Source organism: Brevibacillus sp. HB1.2, assembly GCF_013332495.1.
GTDB lineage: Bacteria > Bacillota > Bacilli > Brevibacillales > Brevibacillaceae > Brevibacillus > Brevibacillus porteri.
Map to the genome: position 1 here is coordinate 185,621 of NZ_JABMIU010000009.1, position 19,197 is coordinate 204,817.

A 19,197-nucleotide genomic window follows, 5' to 3' on the forward strand; every position below is an offset into this window, starting at 1 on the left:
AACTTTACAGTGTGCGAGACGTATTAGTAAGTAGAGAGCCAAACGAGTAGATTACAAGACTCGCCGTGCCGAAACGAAGCGCTTCTCCCAGGACGTGCCTTTAAAGGTCGAATACGTCACTCCTGGTTTTCCATATGTATGTAAGAGTTTGTTGTTGCCTGCATAAATCGCCACGTGTGTAATCCGTTTGGATGTCGTCGTTGTACTCGCCTTGAAGAACACCAGGTCTCCTTTTTTCAGGTTCGACTTGGACACGCTCGTTCCTACCTTGGCTTGATCGCGAGAAGTGCGTGGTATGCTCTTGCCAACTGCGACTTTCAATACGCGCTGTGTAAAGGAAGAGCAATCAAATACGGCTGTGGTATTACTGCTCGCACCGAATTTATAAGGCGTACCCATATACTTTCTTCCCGTGGCAATGACCTTGTCCGCCTTGGATTGCGTCCACGCAGCCTCGGCTACATTTTGCTCCCCTGGCAGTGGAGCGACAATCGCTGTGACTCCCAATGCTACTCCCATTACGATTCCTATGAGGGCTTTATGTAATTTCATGCTGTTCATCCTCCCTTTTCTTGTGAAAAAGATCCCTGCTCAACAAGGGACCATTTTATGCAAAGTTTGGCTGACTTCTCACTTGTTCTCTACTTTACCAAAGCCCACCCTCTATGAAATTACCAAAAACTTACCAAAAACTATTTTTCCAACTGGATACGATTACCGCTTGACGCCTTCGCGCTTGATTTAACAGGCATTCCTCAAATTTTCAGTCTATTTCCTTACCATAATGTCCCTCTCAAATTGGCAATATTTATCCAGCCCCCATTTGTTAAAATCCGCGTCCCACGTGACTTTCGTCCTAGTTCCATTTACAAAAAACCCCTTTTCCCTCCTTTTTCACGTAATCTGCATTTGGAATCTCTCTTTCCTTTCTTCTCTCTCTACTTGCAACTAGCAGGGAGTCATCGTAAAGTAGATAGGAGTTCGTTTTGAAGGAGGCACATATGCGACTGCGTAACATTCCAGGTGCCGAAGCGGCCCTGAGAGAATATCCGACGTTCGTAGACAATCCCCTTTCCTATAAAGGAAATTGGAAGGAACGCTTCGGGAATAACAATCCGATTCATGTGGAGATCGGCTGTGGAAAAGGACGCTTCATTAATACACTGGCCGAGCGTCACCCTGACATCAATTTCATTGCGGTTGAACTGAAGGCGGAGGTCGTTCTGCGCGCTGTCCAGCGTACGGAGTACAAAGCGGTTCCGAATCTGGCCTTTGTCCAGTACGACGCTTCCAAGTTGACCGAGTTGTTTGCCGATCATGAAATTTCTCGCATCTATCTGAACTTTAGTGATCCGTGGCCAAAAACCCGTCATGCGAAACGCCGTCTTACTTACAAAAACTTCTTGAACACCTATCGTCAGGTACTTGTAGCAGACGGCGAGATTCATATGAAGACAGACAACGAGAACCTTTTTGAGTTTTCACTCAACCAATTCGCTGCGGAACGCTTCCAGATGCGCAATATCACCTTTGACCTGCACCAGTCCAAGTTGGCGGCAGATAATGTAATGACGGAGTACGAGGAGCGCTTTTCTTCTCGTGGGCAGCGCATTTATCGGGTGGAAGCGAGCTGTGTGATTAAGTAGACCCTGGTTTGAGTCAACATAGGGGAGGAGAAGAAAAAGCACAGTTCTCTTCGACTCTGACACGCCAGCATGGGGGATTGACTGGCCGTCTCCATTTCAAAAAGGGGACCGTCGAGCCAAAGCCACCCTACGGGCGGAAGTTTCTCACAGAAGAAGTGTTCGACAAGCGGGTCCCCTTTTTGAAGTTCCGACTAGGTAGGCGTTGTCAAGGTCTGCGAGATCTGTGCTTTTTCTTCTCGCCAGCTTTGTTTGTTCGTCGGAACCTTTTAAATGCTTAACTGAAATCATTATTATGCATAAAAAAACCCTCCGCACTCTCAAGTAGGCTTTGAACCTTACTTGTGAGCACGGAGGGTTTTTATTATTCTTTTTGCCGCCCGACGCTCTTGTATACGCGCTCTGGTCGTCCGACGACACCGTACGAAAGGTCTGCGATAGCGTCTCCTTTAGCTACTAAATATTCTAGGTATCGCCTTGCTGTTGAACGGCTAATGCCTGTTTCTTTGCTGACCAAATCCGTCGTAGCCTCCTGTATCTGCATGAGAAAGCCTGAAATCTTGTCCAACGTAATTTGATCAATTCCTTTGACTGCCCTTGTCTCGGTTGCCTTCTTTTGTCCCGTCCGGGTAATGAGCTCATCGATTTGGGCTTGACTGATCTGATCGGTGTCTTTTTTCCAATCACTCACCTTTTGCCTGAACTCTTGATAATTCCGTAACGTTTGTTGCAGGCGTGCAAAGATAAGTGGCTTGGTAATAAAATCGAATACGCCATAGCGGATCGCCTCTACGACCGCATCCACTTCTTTGGCTGCTGTCAGCATGATGACATCCGTTGTAGGGAACTGCTCCTTTATGATCGACAAAAAATCAAGGCCGTCCATATCCGGAAAATAAATGTCGAGCAACACGAGATCAGGCTGCAAAATTTCCATTTGGTCCTTGGCCTCTTGCCCATTCGTGGCAATGCCAATCACCTCGTATCCCTCCACTTTTTCCACGAAGCGTCGGTTTACCTCTGCGATTCTCAGGTCGTCTTCAATAATGAGTACCCGAATCATCAATAACGGCCTCCTTCCGTTCTGCCGTGCGTGCGTCCTTTGGTATCGTCACAGTAAAAATCGTTCCGCCTACCGGATTTCCCGTATGTGTAATATTGCCGTGTACATGTAAAACAGCTTGTTTGACTAAGTGCAGTCCGTAGCCATGATTCGGCTGCTGTTTGGTAGAGAAGCCCAGCTCAAAGATTCGTTCAGCATTTTCTTCGGAGATGCCTGGTCCCAGGTCCTCTACCTCTATGAGCAAGACCTCTTCCATATTGAGCAAAAAGATCGTGATTTCTGGTGCAAATGCACCTGGAGCTTTTACAGCGTCCATCGCATTATCTATCAAATTGCCGAGAATGACAATCAGCTGTGAGCGATCAATCGAGGCAGGAATGTCGCGGAAGTTGCTTTCCGGATCTATTTTCAATTCCACTTTGCGCTCGTTGGCTTGATTCAGCTTCCCAAGCAACAAACCACCTATCAGTGGGTCGGGGACTTCTTGCATAATAAACGTCGTATTGTGGACATGCACATTTAGCTCAGAAGAAATCGTTTCAATGGCTTCCTGATACGATTCAAGCTGGATGAGTCCTGATATGAGATGCAGTTTGTTGGAATACTCGTGCGTCTGGGAACGAAGGACTTCCGCGTACTCCTTTACCCGTGACAGCTCCTGTGTGACCTCGAACAGCTCGGACCGATTGCGAAAGCTCGCTACCGCGCCTATAACATGGCGCTCCTTATCCATAATCGGGACGCGGTTCACGACTAATACGTGCTCGTCCACATTCGTTTCGCGGTCAAATTCGGCTTTCCCAGTCTCAATCACCTCATGAAGGCCCAGCGAACGAACCAGCTCGTCCTGTTTGTCCATGATACTGTCTTTATCCTTCGCTTGCCCCAGCATATGGAGAGCCGTCTGATTCGCGAGCGTGATCGCCCCTTCCTTATTGATCGCCACAATGCCTTCACGAATCGATTCCAACACGGCTTGATTTTCCTGATACAATCGCCCGATTTGTTCAGGCTCCAAACCAAATATCGCTTTCTTTACATTCTGTGAAAGAATGAGCGTAGCCACCACACCCAAGAGCAAGGTGACGATGCCGATGACGAAGATTCGATTGCGATATGATTCAATCGTTTCATTTATATCCTCAAACAAAAAGCCGACAGAAACGACCCCCATCACCTTTCCTTCCTCATCATAGATCGGTGTCTTTCCTCTGAGTCCGGGGCCAAGCGAACCGACTGTTTCAGAGATGATGGATTGCCCCTCAAATACTGCCTCATTGTCGCCTCCCACCATCTTTTTGCCAATCTGCTCTGGATCAGGATGTGAATAGCGGATGCTTTGCAAATTTCCCACTGTGATAAAAGCCGCATTCGTGTCCACGCGTATTTTTTCCACGATTGGATTGATAATCTTGGCAGGATCTTCTGCGTCAAACGCCTGTTTGATCTCGGACATCTGCGCGACGGTCTTGGCGGTATGCAGCGCGCGCGTCCCGATCTCATGCTCTAATACGCCCGCCAGCATCTGTTCAAACATCGTACCGAGTATGACCGTCACACCAAAAAGGAGCGAGCAAATAATCAACATCAGCTTGCTGTGAAAACGCACATCGTTCCCTCCTCTTCTTCTCATTGTATCTCATTTCGCTCGATGACGAAAAAAGAGGCCATGAACAGGCCTCTTTTCTTATTTCTTCCTTCTTATAGTTGACTAGAACGAGATGACTCCGGTAAGAAGAGCAAGCGCAATCATCACGATCGATGTTCCAAACGCCCATTTCAGGATGAACTTTTGGGTTTCCGCATAATCGACCCCAACCATTCCGATCAACAGGTACTGTGCTGCAAACAACGGGCTGAGTACATGCAGCGGTTGACCCAGGATGGAAGCGCGACCAATTTCCGCTGGATCGATTCCGTAAGCTGCTGCTGCATTTGCTAGGATGGGAACGATCCCGAAGTAATACGCATCGTTAGACATGAAATACGTGAATGGCATGCTTGTCAGCGCCACGAGTAGAGGCATATGAGAACCAAGTGAATCTGGAATCCAGGAAACGAGTGTGCTCGCCATCGCATCGATCATTTTCGTTTCAGTCAAGATGCCTGTAAAGATTCCCGCAGCGAAAACCATGGATACCGTAGCCAGTGCGTTAGCTGCGTGGGATGCAATCCGCTCTTTCTGATCTTGCATTTTCGGGTAGTTAATAAACAGGGCTATGGCAAAAGCGAGCATGAACATCGTCGGCAGTGGCAAGAAGCTCGTAATCAGACCGACCATCAGGGCTGCTGTCAACAACAGATTGAACCAGATCAGGCGCGGACGTTTCAGTGCAGCAGTCTCATCCGTAGCCGCTACTTCTTGTCCTGCAAGCGATTGCAAATCTTCATCTGGTATCTCAATAATCCCCAGACGCTTGCGCTCTTGTTTGCCCAAAATACAGGCTACGATCATAACCCACGCAATTCCGCCAATCATCACAGGAATAACAGGGACGAAAATCTCAGAAACATCCATATGGAGTACACTCATGACACGTGCTGTCGGTCCACCCCAAGGCGTCATGTTCATGACACCGAGTGCGAGCATCGGCATGACTGCCAAAATCATCGGTCTAATTCCCAGCTTGCGATACAAAGGCAGCATCGCGGTAACTGTAATCATATACGTCGTGGTTCCATCTCCATCCAATGCGACCAAGGTAGCGAGAATTGCTGTACCTACAATCACCTTCAGTGGGTCACCCTTCACCATTTTCACGATTTTCTTAATTAATGGATCAAACAGACCCGCATCCATCATGACTCCAAAGTATAGAATGGCGAACAACAGCATAATTCCCGTAGGCGCAATTTTCTTGATACCTGCAAGCATCATGTCGCCAATTTCTGTCGTACCAAATCCGCTAATTAACGCAAAAATAACAGGAACAACAATCAAAGCAACCAATGCCGAAAGCCGTCTCGACATAATCAAGTACATGAAAACGGCTACCATGAGAAATCCAAGTAATGCCAGCATACGCTAGTTCCCCCTTGCAAGAATGCGCTTACAATGATGTTGTAGCAACCATTACGAATGCGCTTTCATATTGTGCTGTCATTATAACAATGTTCGTAAAAATCCGAATAGAATATGCGCATAAACTGTTTTAACCGCATTTCCTCTATTAACATCATAAAAATTACGACATGCGCATATGGTGATCGGCCATGCAAGTACATAAAAAAGAGGCCATTGTTCACTGAAAATCATGTGTTAGACTGTGAAAATATAGTTGTAGACTGATAAAAAAAGGCCCCGCCTAAGAGAGAAGAGCTCCCAGGCAAGGCCTTTTCGTCCGTCAAATTAAACGAGCTTGGCGCGATAGTCATCTATGATTCGATGCTCCATTTTTTCCTGTAGGTGGTCGGTCATTTCCTGGCATATCCGGTTGTATTCCCAATCGGATATCTTATAAGCAGGAGGAGCATCTTGATGCAGCAGCATGGCGATCCGCATATGAGTCGCAGGGTGTGTCGTGTCCATGCTTTGTTGACTTCTTTCCAGGATGCGCACTATGCGCATTTTTTCCTTTCCAGGCAGCTTAGAAAAAGTCTCATGCAAGTGCTGACCCAGTGTCATACTTTGCTTTTGCAAAGAATGTCTTGCGATCAGTGGCTCCACCACGTCGTTCATGTGGATGATCTGCAACAGGGAAATGAGATGCTGGCTGCCTGCAAGCTGAGCCGCCATACGATCCGCCTCATATTCAGCACGTTGACTCTGATTCCAATAAAGATGAATGAGAACAGCCAGCAAACGATAGGGAATCCAAAGTAGAAGCCGCATGATGCCTCTGCTGAACGTGGCGATGAATGAAAAATGGTATTCATCATCCTCGTCTTGGATTGGGTCAAGCAAATCGCACCAATTCAGGAGAATACGCTGTGCATGCGATACCAGAGCGCTCCGCCTAATGTCATTGTTACGGCAATGAGCCAGCTCATGGGCAAGCAATGCGGTCAACTCTCCCGGTGTGCACGCAAACAATAGTGGATAACCGATGACAACCACCCGCCTTCTGCGCCATCCATATTCAGTGGTATACGCCTCAAAGTAAGGAGAGAGCGCGAACTGTATTCTTTTTTCGACCCCCATCTTTTGCGCCACGGTTTCAAATATCTTCATGGTGGTTGGGTGTTCATCAGCATTCAAAAGAATGGTCATTTTCGGAAACGGATGGGGTCGAGGCCGCGACAACCATGCGAACAGGAGGACTAGCAGACAGCTTATGAGGATAAAGGGGCTGCTATACCAGGCGACAAGTCCGTACAAAGAAAAGAGAAAGCCTGCAACGGAACATCCGATTACGACGAGTGAGTACGCGGATGCCACTCTCTCGCTCACCCCCTGTTTGGTTACGAGCTCGGTGCGGCCCTTTAGCTCTTTGAACAAGGCTTGACCGTATGTATCACGCATTTTCCTCTCAAGGCGCTCCCAAGCTTTACCTTGGCGTTCTTTCGATGGGACGGCTAGATTCCAGTCACAGTGTTCACACCAAAACGGATATCCTTCGTTTGCCTCGATTTGTGCTCCACAAGAAGGACAAGGCTTCACTGAATCATTCCCCCTCTGCGCCTGTTTCGTCTACAAGGCGCTGTCTGACAGCATTCTACCACGAGTAACTGTTCCTGATAAGATAGTTTGGAAATATAATCCACCCGGCAATTGGGATAAGGTATGTAGTGTTGAATGAAATGTAGTGACAGAAATTTCGGTATAATATAATTGCTTGGTTTTGTGGAGGGCATTAGATCTTTATGACATGAAGAGGAGGATATCTCAATGAAATTAACTGTGCTGGTTGATAATAACACTTACATCGACCGCTACTTTGTTGGTGAGCCAGCTGTTTCTTATTTAATCGAAGATGAAGATATGAGGATACTGTTCGACGTAGGATACTCAGATGCGTTCATTCGCAATTCAGAAAAGATGAGAATTGATTTGAGAAAACTTGATTACGTTGCGCTGTCACATGGACATAGCGATCATACCTGGGGATTAGATCCGCTCATTCGAATGTTTTCTGAAGCGAAACTTGAACAATTAGAATTCAGACTCCCAACCATTATTGCTCATCCCGATGTATTCTACAGCAAACTCTTGAATGGTGAAGAAATAGGGAGTTTGCTATCTGCTGAGAAAATCAGTAGGCATTTTAAATTGGAATACACCAAAAAGCCGTTGTGGCTGACGGAGAAGTTGGTCTTCTTAGGTGAAATTGAAAGGACTATGCCTTTTGAAGCGGATAACGCTATTGGACATATTGCAAGAGATGGCGAAATCTCAGAGGACTACCTGCTGGATGATTCTGCACTGGTTTATAAAGCTGAAAACGGACTTGTCATCATTGTTGCATGTTCACACTCAGGAATCTGCAATACCATTGAATATGCCAAAAAAGTTTGTGGAGACGATAGAATTCTCGATATAATCGGAGGATTTCATCTGCTAAACCCTGGAGAATATCAGATGAATGAAACCGTGGAATATTTTCAGACTGTCAAACCGAAATATTTACATGCTTGTCATTGTACAGATTTGAAATCGAAAATTGCATTATCAGATGTGGCGAATGTATTGGAGGTTGGAGTGGGTTTAACTCTTGAATTTAGATGAGACTCATTAAGCTAACGGGTTTCGATAGCTTAATAAATAACTAAAACGCGGCTGCCAGTATAGATCGGCAGCCGATCTGCGCTAAAGGGCAGATTAACGCAACATTTCAAGAGCTGTAATCGTAATATTATCTGCTCAAGAGGACGGAAACAAGCAATGGCAGTGAGGGGGAACCCAGCACCGCCATTGCTTTATTTTTGCATAATGATTTGATCAGGCAAGCTATCCGTCAAGTGCGCAAACTTACTTTTGAGACATCCCATTTCACTAAGCAAGATGTTTACCCCATGCTTTTCGATATGACGATTTTCCCCCGTTTCGGCAGCTCTTCGCTTTTGCGGTACGCCTGAAGCAGGCCCTGAGCAGTAAAGGGATAGGTCTCATTGATGTGGATACTCAACTTGTTCTTTTGCATATGGCGAACAATAGAATCAAAATCGGCACGGTTGGGTCTTGCATGGAAGAAATGCGCGTCAATGCCCCGGACCTTTGGATATTGATTGATCGCAAATGTCGCCACTGAAATATAGGAGCCGCCATCCTTGATGACCGAGTAGTTTTTCTCTCCCCGATCTCCTGGTAGCCCGGTACCGATTGTGGATGGGTCCATAGCGGAATCAACCACGATATCGATAGGATCGGTTATTTGGGCGGCAAAGTCGACTTTCGTGTAGTCGAACACCTCGTCCGCACCGAGTCCTTTGACGAAATCATGATTATAGTCCCTCGCGGTTGCGATAACATATGCTCCATGTTGCTTGGCCAACTGGACCGCTGCATGTCCCACACCTCCGGCACCGGCATGAACAAGGATACGTTGTCTCGGTTGGAGACGGCCATGCTCAAACAGCGCTTGCCAAGCTGTCAGGGCAACCGCAGGCGCGGCGCCTGCCTCTTCGAAGGAAAGACTCTCTGGGATAACAGCGAGATGATCTTCCTCCACCGCAACGTAGTCCATGTAGGAACCCATCGGAACCAAGCCCATGACACGATCCCCCGACTTGAAATGACGCACTTTTTCGCCAACCTCTTTTACGATGCCGGCTACATCAAAACCAAGAACGATCGGTAGTTGAGCCGGAAATTTATCAGCTATCGGACTCTGAAGAATCGCGCCGCTGCGCATTAGAATATCCGCAGGATTAATGGAAGAGGCGTGCATTTCGACTAGAACTTGTGTATCGGTGAGTGTGGGAACTGGCACTTCCAGTTCCTCTAGTACTTCGGGGATTCCAAAGCTTGTCAAAGCAATAGCTTTCATGATTATACCTCCTCTTAAATTGAACACAAGTTGAATTTTCAACATGTGCCTTATATAGTAAAAACGTATCAGAGCGATAGATGATGTCCAATGGTTAAAACAAGCCCGGTTGTTGATTTTTCAACAGAGGGCTTCAATATGTTCATTTTATATAGGTTAAAGGGGAGAACGATATGGACAGACGTATTCAAAAATCGAGGCAAGCGATTATGAATGCTTTTATGAGGCTAATGTCAGAAAAGGACTTCGAGAGCATGACGGTCAATCAAATTGCGGAGGAAGCGAATGTCAATCGAGGAACGGTTTATTTGCATTTCGCTGATAAGTACGATCTACTCGATCAATGTATGGAAGATCAAATTAACCAGTTACTGCGGAATTGTATGCCTGAAGAGGGGTTGGTTCATCTCACTTCCAAAACCGCGCTACAGCGCACGTTTGAATATTTGGAGCAGCATGCTTCTTTCTATTCCATAATGCTGAAGAGCAAGGGTAACGCGGTTTTCCGAAGCCAAATGGAGACAATGTTCCGGCAAAGTCTGAGCGAGCATCTGGATTCGATCAATCTCGATCGGAAATTGAACAAGGATATTACGGTGCAATTTTTAATTTCAGCGGGAGTGGGTGTATTGGAATGGTGGATTACCCATTCGATGCCGTATCCGGTATCGGTCATGGTTGAACAATATTGGAATTTGCTGAACCGAATTCAATTGCAAATGTTCGAATAAATAGCGTATTAAAATTAGAAAAATAAATTAATAGACAGTGAAAATAAAGGCTTTAAACTGGCTAACCTCATAATACGAAAGGGCAGTAGTACGAGGGTTCGCCACAGAGAACCTATTTAAAAATACGATCAATTTCGTTGATTTCTTCTTCTGTCAGGTGGACGTCTACTGTTTTTAAATTATCCAGCACTTGCTCTGCTCTTTGTGCCCCGGGAATGACAACATCAATTGAATCATGTGTTAAATACCAAGCAAGGACTATATGAGCAACTTCGGCATTTTTATTATTTGCAATTTTACGGAGCTGCTCTACCTTTTCTAGATTTTTTTTGAATTTATCGCCCTGGAAGTGAGGCATATCTTTGCGTAGATCATTGAATGCCATATCTTTATTGTATTTACCGGCAAGCAAGCCTGATGCTAGTGGAAAGTATGGAATAAACGAGATATTATTCTCTGTCGTATATGGAAAGAATTCTTGTTCCGCTTCACGCTGCAGCAAATTGTAGTTTCCCTGTAATACCTCGACATAACCATCCTTATTTGCTTCTTTCAATTGTTCCAGTGAGAAGTTAGAAACGCCAATTGCTCTAATTTTACCTTCGTCTTTTAGCTGTTTTAAGACTCCAACCGCCTCATCTTTTGGTGTATCCTCATCTGGAGCATGAATATAAAATAAATCTATGTAATCTGTTTGTAGCCTTTTCAAACTATCTTCAACGGCTTGTTTTAAATAAGCAGGCGAATTATCCATGGTAACATCATTGCCGACAAGTGTAAGGCCACCTTTTGTTGCAAGGATATGTTCATGACGCTTTCCTGCTTCTTTTATCACTTCACCTATTAGCTCCTCTGAACGTCCTGTTCCATAAAAAAACGCTGTATCTAAAAAATTCACTCCATGGTTGATCGCAGCCCGCACCAAATCTTTTCCTACTTCTTCATTTAAATTAGGATAAATATTGTGGCCACCTACAGCGCTTGTTCCAAGTCCGATTGGATTGACAATTAAATCTGTTTTACCAATTCGTGTTTGTTTCGTCATTCTCTTCAACTCCCTCTCATTTTTAAGCTTAGCGTACGTTTTCGCGCGAGGTTTTTACCAGTATCTACATCATAATTCATTACGTTACGTAAGTTTCAAGTGCAAAATGATTTTTTGAATATTTGCATAAAAATAACCCTTTACCCTGGTGCATGGGAAAATTATGTTGCCTTTAGCAACACTAGTGTCCTTAAATGCCTTCATCGGAGAAATGAATCCAACTATTGATTTTCATGTATTTGCATATGTGGATGTTTCACTAAAAATGCTATTTTGGTATTTTATTGTTACGATCGGGTTCGATAACGAGGACAAGCATGCTGCCGCTCGACCTATGCCGAGGATGAGAATAACCTCTTGTCCGAACAACGACTCTGCTATAAACGATATATTGCGGCGGTTCGTCGATCCATGGCCGACCCGCGAACTATTCCCTACAGTGAGGAAGGAGTTGCCCCGATGGATTTCGATTTCCCATTGCTGAAGCAAGAGATTAAAACGGCGGCAATGCAGGCCTTTGACGAGATGAATAAGACGTGCCAGGACGATAGGGTAATCGCCTTTGCGTTGTACAGCGACGAAGGCGCCATGACGGTATGTCCTGCTGTCAATACGAAAGCGCATCTTGATGGTATTGTCGAGAGCGATCCGGAACATGCGCTGTATTTCAAATACGAGCCTGCGGAATGGAGGTTCGAAGGTCAAGGGTCTGAGGAGGCCTTCGGTGCGATTTGCGCGAAGTTGCGAAGTTTCATCCTGACTGAGGAGCCCTCGGCAAGGCATGAAAGCGGCCGTTTCGTTGCGTTTCGGGAGGCGTTGTACGAAACGTGTATCGAGGCGCTGGAAGAACTGGTACGCTCGGGCATCTTTTCCGGTGCTGTTGGTCGCGACATCATCGTCTTGTTCGCAGTTTCCGACTATGAGTTCGAGACAGATTCGTATATGCGGATGATTCGAAGGCTGAATGCCGACGACACCATCCGAAAGGAATGCGCGGCTTATGTGAAAGAATGGAGCGATTAGCCCCAAAAGACCTGCCTCCATTGATTTAGTGAAAAGAAAGCAATTCATAAGAAATATCAATTTTCATATTTGCTATGATGGAATGAATGACAACCATTTACAAGCGGAAAGCAGGGTGTACATATGGAGAGTTTAGGATCTAGGAATGTGGATGTCATTACGCTGTTTGTTGAGGATTTTCAAAAGGTGAAGGCGTTCTATCAGGAAGTATTCGGATTTCAAGCCGTATATGAAGACGAGGTCTCGTCGGTGTTTAACTTCGGGAATATGAGCGTGAACCTTTTAGATATTTCCGAGTCACACGAATTGATGAAACCGGGAACAGTCGCAACGCGTGAATCCGGATTCCGTTTCCTACTCACCATTTGGGTCGATGACGTGGATGAGGCCTGTGAAGAATTGAAAAAACGTGGGGTTGCTCTACTGAACGGTCCGATCGACCGGCCGTGGGGAGTGCGAACGGCTTCATTCGTCGATCCGGCAGGACATGCCTGGGAGATCGCGAAACAAATATGTTGTTGAAATTCTCTTCTCTTATTTAGCGGATAGCTCGCTGCCTACGAACCATTTATGGTTTTTCATGACTTCTCCGCCCGTTGTCGGCGTGTAGTCCAGCATATAGACAGTGGTTTGCTCGGCTGGATCAATAGACCCAGCTTTTGAAAAGAAAAAGAACGGCACGAATTAGCCGTTCTCTTGTTTTTCTTATACATCTCGCTTTTGAAACACCCGAATGGACAACCCCAGCGCTACGATGCCATAAAAAATGGTGTAGATGAGCATGGCAGTACTCGGAGGAGAAGTCGTACCGAAAATGCCTTGTGAAGCAAAGGACAGCGGATCGTCAGCAGAATCAAATAGCGAAAGCGTCGCTTGCCTAAACAGTGAATCGGCCGGAAAGAGCAGACTGGAAATAATCCCGATGTTGGTAAGTGAGCTATTGCTAAAGACCGCACCGAGCTGCTCAATAAAGCCACCGATGAAGCTGATCCCATACAGAATGATCAGGATAATACCACCCGTCACTGTGGTGGTCATACTGCTTAAGAACATCGCTACACAAACAAGGATGATCGGCATACCTACGAAGAAAGCTGCTGCTTTCAGGATTTGGCCTCCTCCTACCTGAACAGCCAACGCACCACCGCCAACCCATTGGTTGATCGCCAAAAGTCCGAAGAACATCAGGAGCGCGTACAGCCCAAGCATACTTGCCAACCCGAAAAATTTCCCCAGCACATATTTGTAGCGAGGAAGTGCTCGTGCTAGCCACGTATCGATCTGATGGCTTTCGATTTCAGAGGCAATGCTCCCGACACTGCTCAAAATCGCCAAGAGTGCGGTAATGATGGAGCCAAAGTACAAGCCCATCCCTAAGAGCTGCGTGGAAAAGAAGTTTTTTTGCAGCAAAGCATCTGGACTTAAGCCACCGAACGATTCCTTCATTTCCTTGACCGCATAGCCTGTTGCAAGTCCAAACAGCAGCAGGAAGGTCAGCGACATGATCAGCGTAATTGTGAAAATACGCTTGGAGATCATTTCTCTATACGTGATTTTGATGATCGGCCACATGTCGTTCCCCCTCCTTTCTCTGCACCCAGTACAGAAATACGTCTTCTAGTGATTGCTGCTTGCGCACGACTTCATGTACTCCAGCCCCTGAAGCAATCAACTGTTGCAACAGAGTGGGTACGCGATTGTCCTGATCCAGCGTCATTAACCATGTATCACGGTTTTCCTCTTGTCTTACGAGACGACTCTCTGTGACGAAGGAAGGAAGCGCGTTTTGAAAGCCTTCGCTATCCTTGTCCACTGTCAATTCAATTTGTGGTTGGACGGTGCTCAGCTTGCGCCAGTCTCCTTGTACGACCAGCTCACTACGGTGAATGATCCCGACGTAGTTGCACACACTCTCCATTTCACTCAGTAGATGACTGTTGAGAAAAACTGTCTTTCCTTGGTCACGCAGCCGCGCGATCAGCTCACGTACTTCCTTTCGCCCGATTGGGTCCAGTGCGGAGGTCGGCTCATCGAGGAAGATCAGCTCTGGATCGGATAAGAGGGCGCAGGCAATCCCGATACGCTGCTGCATGCCTTTGGAATAGCCCCGGATGCGTTCACGCTCACGTCCAGCCATTCCGACCAGCTCGACGACATTTTTTATCACTGATTTGCTCTCGCGATGTGTTAATCCACACAACTCGGCATGATGCTCCAAGAGCTGCTGGCCCGTCAACCAATCAGGATAGCGGAACAGCTCTGGCAAGTATCCTACCTTTTTTCGCGATTCTACACTGCCAATCGGCTGCCCAAGCATAACCGCTTTGCCATCCGTCGGGTGCAATAACCCGAGCATCGTCCTGACAAAGGTACTTTTACCCGCTCCATTTTGACCGAGGAAACCAAATACGGAGCCACGTGGTACTTGTAGCGTAATATTTTTGCATCCGGCTTTCCCGTTATATTGCTTGGTCAACTCCCAGGTCTCTATCACATAATCTGACATCGCTTACCTCACTTTCTCCATTGCAAACGGGACAAAGCAGAGCCCCCTTCTCCAGGAAAACTCTGCCAATTCCACACTATTTGTTTACTTATTTCAGTTGTTTCGCAAAATCCAACAGCCTATCAGCGTTCTTTTCGCTACCTTCCAGCATGTGAATCTGTCCATCCTGCTGCCACATCAAATGTGTATTGTATTCACCTGTGATCAGCATTCCGTTTTGACCATTCACTTTTACTTCCTTCATCTTGCTCTCGCCGTCTGCCATGTATGGCACAGGGAGGGTATGCTGCCAGTCTTCGATGCTAATCATCTGCTTTTTCACTTGATCCGGTATGAACGGCAGGGCCAAGAGTGTCTCGCGAAGCTGTGCCAGATCAACTCCCTCTGGAGCAGTTAGCTCAGGTGCGTCCACGACAGAGTAGCCATAGCTTTCTTTTCCTGCGGTCATCCAGACGTTCTGCATCTGTGGGATCTTCAAGGAGAAGCGTTTGCCACTCAGCTTTTCATCAAAGCGCGCCTCTACCTGCAATTGCCCCAGTAGCTTGTTTGCACGATCGGCATCGATTTCCATGTGCATGGTGTAAGGGGAATTGACGTTTACGCTATCCACCGTGACATCCTGCGGCAGCTGTGGCAGCTTCACGCCTGCCTTTTCAGCGGATTCCTTGTTGTTGTAATAGTAGCTTCTTTGCTCAAGTTTCTCTTGATCATTTTCATCAATCCAGATTTTTCCGATCCCATTCAGTTCCATCTCGCCCACATTGCCGTTTGCGATCCATTGTTCTAGCTCTCGCAAATCCTCTTGCGTCACTTTGACAAACTCTACTTTATCCATGCGGAAAATGGACAGAAAATCGTTCGCTGCTGCTTGTACTTGGGGGAAAGACAGGGACACTGCCAATACTGCTGCTGCCGAAGCACCTGTCACCCATCTTTTTGTTTGCTTGTTCATCTGATTCCAGCTCCTTCTGATTGTTGCTCGATTGGTTATCATTTGTCGATCTTGTGCATATGTGTCAGGCGTTTTCTCGATGGATTGCGAAAATCGCTGCCACGCTGCTTCCGTATTGACCTTCACATCGCTTGTCTCGGAAAAAGCATGCTCCATCTTCTCACGCGTCCAGCTATCCAACGCGGACAGTTCGTCCAGCTGTGTACGACAGGTTTCACAGTAGTCCAGATGGAGCAGGAATTGCTCACTTTCTTTTGAGCTGCATTCACCGTCCAAGAACGCCTGGATAAAGCCTGTATCAGCACATTTCATTCCTCTTCCCCCCTCATCCGGCCATAGATGGTACGAAATTTACTTTTCGCTCTCGCAAGGAGTGTTCCCACCGAGCTGATCTGCGTCCCAGTCGCTTTAGCCAACTCCGCATAAGGAAATCCGGAATACTTCATGACCAGTAAGGTTCGTTCCCGCTCGTCTAGCTCCTCTAGCACATCGCGGACGATACTCTGGGACTCTTTTGCAAGCCACATCTCTTCTGTAGAAGGACTGACGTGCTCTTGCTCGGATGCACTTCGCTCTTGTCTTGCGTACCTGCGTTTTTCTGAACGAAGATAGTTGTACGCTGCGTAGAGCGCGGACTTGGACAGCCATGCCGGGATATGTTCGATCACCGAGCGATCCGTATGGTAAAAGGAGAGAAATACATCCTGTGCAATATCTTCTGCCGTTTGTTGATCTTTCACAATACGCATGATCTGTCTGACCACAAACGGATAATAGGTTGTAAACATTTCTTGAAAGGAATCTGCTTGATCCTCTACTCGAGCATGGTTCATCACCAGGTTTGCTTGCACCTCCACTGGATTCCTCCTTCCTGCGTGCGCCATTGACGAATGCCTCTACTGCTTCGTTCATCTAATAGAAACCACCAAGGCGATTTTTGTGACAGGAAAGATCAAATTATTTTTCATTTAAAAAGATAGCCGGATTCTCTAGGAATCTCCGCGTTAATTGATAGTGCTCCGTGTCCCGATAATTCACCTCTTGGACGGGGGATTCATCGAAATTGAGAATTTTTGCGTCTGGGTAGCCCAGTAGTATCGGTGAATGCGTCGCGATGATAAATTGTGCCCCTTCCTCCACCAAGTCCTGCATGAGGTACAGGAAGGCAATCTGACGCTTGGGCGACAAAGCAGCCTCGGGCTCGTCTAATAAATAAATGCCCCTACCATTGAATCGGTTAGCAAATAGAGCGAAAAAAGATTCTCCGTGCGACTGGTTATGCAGGGAACGTCCGCCGTAGCCAGAATATCCTGTGCCACGAATGCGCTCAGTCTCGTCAATATGACTGGCAAAATGATAGAAGCTCTCCGCCCGTAGAAAAAAGCCATTCGTCATTTTGGGTAGCCAGGAAAGACGTATGTAGTCACCCAAGCTCGAATCCGAGCGATCTACGTCATAATAATTGTTCCGCGACCCACCAGCTGTATGAAACCCGCATTGATAGGCAACCCCTTCGAGCATCGTAGATTTACCAGAGCCATTTTCTCCTACGAAAAAAGTGACACTCGCTTCGAGGTCAATCGTTTTCAGCTTGCGCAAGGATGGCAGGTGAAACGGATATTCTTTCGTATTAGGAAATTCCTCACGCAGCAGCTTGATCGTTCGCAAATAGACCATTTTTACCTCCACTCTCATTATTTTCCCGACTCACGCCGATACATCCTTATAAGGGCGCCTTTTTAAACGCTCATTTATTTGGGGGAGAAGTATCCGTGGACAAGGTTTCCTTTCTTCAGGAAAAAAGTACATTTCATATGAAATATCCGGATCAGAGCGACCTCGCCTTTTACCGGTGGTATACGACTCAGTATCCAACCGAAGCCATCGGCTGGTTTCACCTTGGCCAAGAACGGGAGACACAAGGAAATACAGAACAGGCTCTCGAAGCGTACAGGCGTGGTCTGGTATCCAAGCAAGGCTCGTACTACAACGAGACCCGTGACGCTTATCAACGACTGCTGCGGGAGCGACAGCGCAATACGTTGGGCCATCGAACACGTTTACTCTTGGCGTCACTCTTGTTTCTCTATTTTCAATTCGCTTTTTCACCAGGACCGTTGAGAGATGCGTCAACCAAGACAACGCCACAGGCTGCCAAACAGCCCGTACCGACAACTGCACAAACGCAGCCACATGTCGAGGTCATCGCAGTTCCTCCTACACTCAGTGCCCGTGAGCTATCTGAGCAGGTCCGGCGCTATGTAGAGTCACGTCGTCCTGCTCTTACGCAGCCTTTTACAGTGATGGTTGTCCCAGAAGTGCCTGGTTCGCCGTTGTTTCGTCCCTTGCTGTTTTATCAGCCGCGCGAAGTCCGAGGGATCTTGCGTTACAATCCGACGAGTCGGACTGTTCTCAGTGAAAAATGGTGGGATAAACCTGTGCAGTTGGAACGAGAACCGACACTTGCCACAGGTAAGACAGAACTCACGGATGAGCAGCTAACCCTCCAGCATGTACTGATCTTACGTAACGCCTTGTATCGCTATTATCAGCAAACGGGTACGTTGCCTGCCCAGCTGTCTGATCTGGCTGGCGCTTATCCAGGCAATTATTTGCCGCAAATTCCAGTACCACCAAAGAGACTTTTACTCAAAAGCTATCCGTATCATCCCAAAGCTTTCTTGCCAGAGTCCGCATGGGACAGCTTGCGCAATGTGCTGCCGCTTCCCGGCTATCCGGAGCCAGTGGCGCCTTTCGAACCGTTACAGCTTCACTTGACTACCTCGACACATACGATGAAGCTCATCAGCGGTTCCCATCTGGTACGCTGCTATCCTGTAGCCATAGGCAAAAACGGTTCTACACCCGAAGGCTACTATACCATTCAACAAAAAATCAATCAGCCCCGCGGACATGACAATATTTATGGAACGAGGGGCATGGTCTTTCAGGAGAACGGGTATGCCATCCACGGGACAAACCATCCCGAGAGCATCGGCTCATCTGTTTCGCTCGGATGTGTTCGCTTGTACAATGCCGCTGTCGAGGAGCTGTACAGCTTTGTTTCATTAGGGACAGAATTCATTATCTCCAATGCCCCGTCCTCTGCCCAGCCTTGGAGCAACCCTGTTCCATTCGTTCTCCCGGCTGGCCCTGAGGAAGAGACACCACAAGTCATTTACAATTGGCTCCATTAATTCTTTAGGCTACGTAAAGAAAAGACGTACGGAACGCTATCCCGTTACGCACTGATTTTTACCAGACGTTTATCAAACGAAAAAAGCCCTTCTATCCCATTTAAAAAAGGG

19 protein-coding genes and 1 pseudogene are annotated in these 19,197 nt (G+C 46.9%); 7 read left to right on the top strand and 13 right to left on the bottom strand.

Annotation, left to right across the window (positions count from 1 at the left end; genetic code table 11):
* Positions 1 to 51: 51 nt before the first annotated feature.
* The gene (locus tag HPY28_RS20370; protein ID WP_017250563.1) at positions 52 to 552 is read right to left on the bottom strand and encodes a C40 family peptidase; all 501 of its coding nucleotides are present in this window, start codon (positions 550 to 552) and stop codon (positions 52 to 54) included.
* A gap of 449 nt (positions 553 to 1,001) precedes the next feature.
* On the opposite strand from HPY28_RS20370, the gene trmB reads away from it, so the two are divergent.
* Positions 1,002 to 1,646 carry a tRNA (guanosine(46)-N7)-methyltransferase TrmB gene (gene trmB / locus HPY28_RS20375; protein WP_017250565.1) on the top strand — a complete coding sequence of 215 codons (645 nt, stop codon included), beginning with the start codon at positions 1,002 to 1,004 and terminating at the stop codon, positions 1,644 to 1,646.
* A gap of 361 nt (positions 1,647 to 2,007) precedes the next feature.
* Here the strand turns inward: trmB and HPY28_RS20380 are convergent, their stop codons facing one another.
* The 4 genes from HPY28_RS20380 to HPY28_RS30540 all read right to left on the bottom strand — a co-directional run bounded on the left by HPY28_RS20380 (position 2,008) and on the right by HPY28_RS30540 (position 7,306).
* On the bottom strand, positions 2,008 to 2,706 hold the full coding sequence (locus HPY28_RS20380) for a response regulator (protein WP_017250566.1): 699 nt from the start codon (positions 2,704 to 2,706) through the stop codon (positions 2,008 to 2,010).
* Complete coding sequence (locus tag HPY28_RS20385; RefSeq protein WP_429850210.1) at positions 2,684 to 4,315, bottom strand: ATP-binding protein; 1,632 nt, start codon at positions 4,313 to 4,315, stop codon at positions 2,684 to 2,686. Before HPY28_RS20385 ends, HPY28_RS20380 begins: the two co-directional genes overlap by 23 nt.
* Before the next feature lie 102 nt (positions 4,316 to 4,417).
* The gene (locus HPY28_RS20390; RefSeq protein WP_174225956.1) at positions 4,418 to 5,728 is read right to left on the bottom strand and encodes a CitMHS family transporter; all 1,311 of its coding nucleotides are present in this window, start codon (positions 5,726 to 5,728) and stop codon (positions 4,418 to 4,420) included.
* Between the two features lie 327 nt (positions 5,729 to 6,055).
* Positions 6,056 to 7,306 (bottom strand): M48 family metallopeptidase, encoded by a 1,251-nt coding sequence (locus HPY28_RS30540; protein ID WP_174231278.1) that lies wholly within the window; start codon positions 7,304 to 7,306, stop codon positions 6,056 to 6,058.
* Positions 7,307 to 7,534: 228 nt separating this feature from the next.
* On the opposite strand from HPY28_RS30540, the gene HPY28_RS20400 reads away from it, so the two are divergent.
* Positions 7,535 to 8,371, top strand: coding sequence for an MBL fold metallo-hydrolase (locus tag HPY28_RS20400; RefSeq protein WP_017250570.1), 837 nt, complete (start codon positions 7,535 to 7,537; stop codon positions 8,369 to 8,371).
* 280 nt (positions 8,372 to 8,651) lie between these two features.
* Here the strand turns inward: HPY28_RS20400 and HPY28_RS20405 are convergent, their stop codons facing one another.
* Positions 8,652 to 9,632, bottom strand: coding sequence for an NADP-dependent oxidoreductase (locus HPY28_RS20405; protein WP_173623740.1), 981 nt, complete (start codon positions 9,630 to 9,632; stop codon positions 8,652 to 8,654).
* 173 nt (positions 9,633 to 9,805) lie between these two features.
* Between HPY28_RS20405 and HPY28_RS20410 the strand changes: the two genes are divergently transcribed.
* Complete coding sequence (locus HPY28_RS20410) at positions 9,806 to 10,363, top strand: TetR/AcrR family transcriptional regulator (protein WP_174231279.1); 558 nt, start codon at positions 9,806 to 9,808, stop codon at positions 10,361 to 10,363.
* Positions 10,364 to 10,475: 112 nt separating this feature from the next.
* Here HPY28_RS20410 and HPY28_RS20415 read toward each other — a convergent pair whose 3' ends face one another.
* Positions 10,476 to 11,408: an aldo/keto reductase gene (locus tag HPY28_RS20415; protein WP_173623742.1), complete on the bottom strand. Its 933-nt coding sequence runs from the start codon at positions 11,406 to 11,408 to the stop codon at positions 10,476 to 10,478.
* A gap of 148 nt (positions 11,409 to 11,556) precedes the next feature.
* On the opposite strand from HPY28_RS20415, the gene HPY28_RS30960 reads away from it, so the two are divergent.
* From HPY28_RS30960 to HPY28_RS20425, 3 genes are all read left to right on the top strand, one after another.
* Positions 11,557 to 11,892, top strand: coding sequence for a DUF6609 family protein (locus HPY28_RS30960; protein ID WP_371813518.1), 336 nt, complete (start codon positions 11,557 to 11,559; stop codon positions 11,890 to 11,892).
* Positions 11,868 to 12,431: a DUF4303 domain-containing protein gene (locus HPY28_RS20420; RefSeq protein WP_173623743.1), complete on the top strand. Its 564-nt coding sequence runs from the start codon at positions 11,868 to 11,870 to the stop codon at positions 12,429 to 12,431. Before HPY28_RS30960 ends, HPY28_RS20420 begins: the two co-directional genes overlap by 25 nt.
* A 123-nt stretch (positions 12,432 to 12,554) precedes the next feature.
* Complete coding sequence (locus HPY28_RS20425; protein WP_017250575.1) at positions 12,555 to 12,953, top strand: VOC family protein; 399 nt, start codon at positions 12,555 to 12,557, stop codon at positions 12,951 to 12,953.
* 12 nt (positions 12,954 to 12,965) lie between these two features.
* On the opposite strand, the pseudogene HPY28_RS30265 reads toward HPY28_RS20425, so the two are convergent.
* From HPY28_RS30265 to HPY28_RS20455, 6 genes and pseudogenes are all read right to left on the bottom strand, one after another.
* Positions 12,966 to 13,082 (bottom strand): annotated as a pseudogene (locus HPY28_RS30265) (DUF1541 domain-containing protein); the annotation flags it as partial.
* Between the two features lie 54 nt (positions 13,083 to 13,136).
* Positions 13,137 to 14,003 carry an ABC transporter permease gene (locus HPY28_RS20435; RefSeq protein ID WP_017250577.1) on the bottom strand — a complete coding sequence of 289 codons (867 nt, stop codon included), beginning with the start codon at positions 14,001 to 14,003 and terminating at the stop codon, positions 13,137 to 13,139.
* Positions 13,975 to 14,937 (bottom strand): ABC transporter ATP-binding protein, encoded by a 963-nt coding sequence (locus HPY28_RS20440; protein WP_017250578.1) that lies wholly within the window; start codon positions 14,935 to 14,937, stop codon positions 13,975 to 13,977. Before HPY28_RS20440 ends, HPY28_RS20435 begins: the two co-directional genes overlap by 29 nt.
* 88 nt (positions 14,938 to 15,025) lie before the next feature.
* Positions 15,026 to 16,201 (bottom strand): anti-sigma factor family protein, encoded by a 1,176-nt coding sequence (locus HPY28_RS20445; RefSeq protein WP_174231280.1) that lies wholly within the window; start codon positions 16,199 to 16,201, stop codon positions 15,026 to 15,028.
* A complete protein-coding gene (locus tag HPY28_RS20450; RefSeq protein WP_173623747.1) occupies positions 16,198 to 16,746 on the bottom strand; it encodes an RNA polymerase sigma factor SigX in 549 nt (182 codons plus the stop codon). Before HPY28_RS20450 ends, HPY28_RS20445 begins: the two co-directional genes overlap by 4 nt.
* A gap of 100 nt (positions 16,747 to 16,846) precedes the next feature.
* Positions 16,847 to 17,566 carry an AAA family ATPase gene (locus HPY28_RS20455; protein ID WP_017250581.1) on the bottom strand — a complete coding sequence of 240 codons (720 nt, stop codon included), beginning with the start codon at positions 17,564 to 17,566 and terminating at the stop codon, positions 16,847 to 16,849.
* A 95-nt stretch (positions 17,567 to 17,661) separates the two neighbouring features.
* Here HPY28_RS20455 and HPY28_RS20460 point away from each other — a divergent pair, with 95 nt between their 5' ends.
* Positions 17,662 to 19,086 carry a L,D-transpeptidase gene (locus HPY28_RS20460; protein ID WP_174231281.1) on the top strand — a complete coding sequence of 475 codons (1,425 nt, stop codon included), beginning with the start codon at positions 17,662 to 17,664 and terminating at the stop codon, positions 19,084 to 19,086.
* Positions 19,087 to 19,197 lie beyond the last annotated feature (111 nt).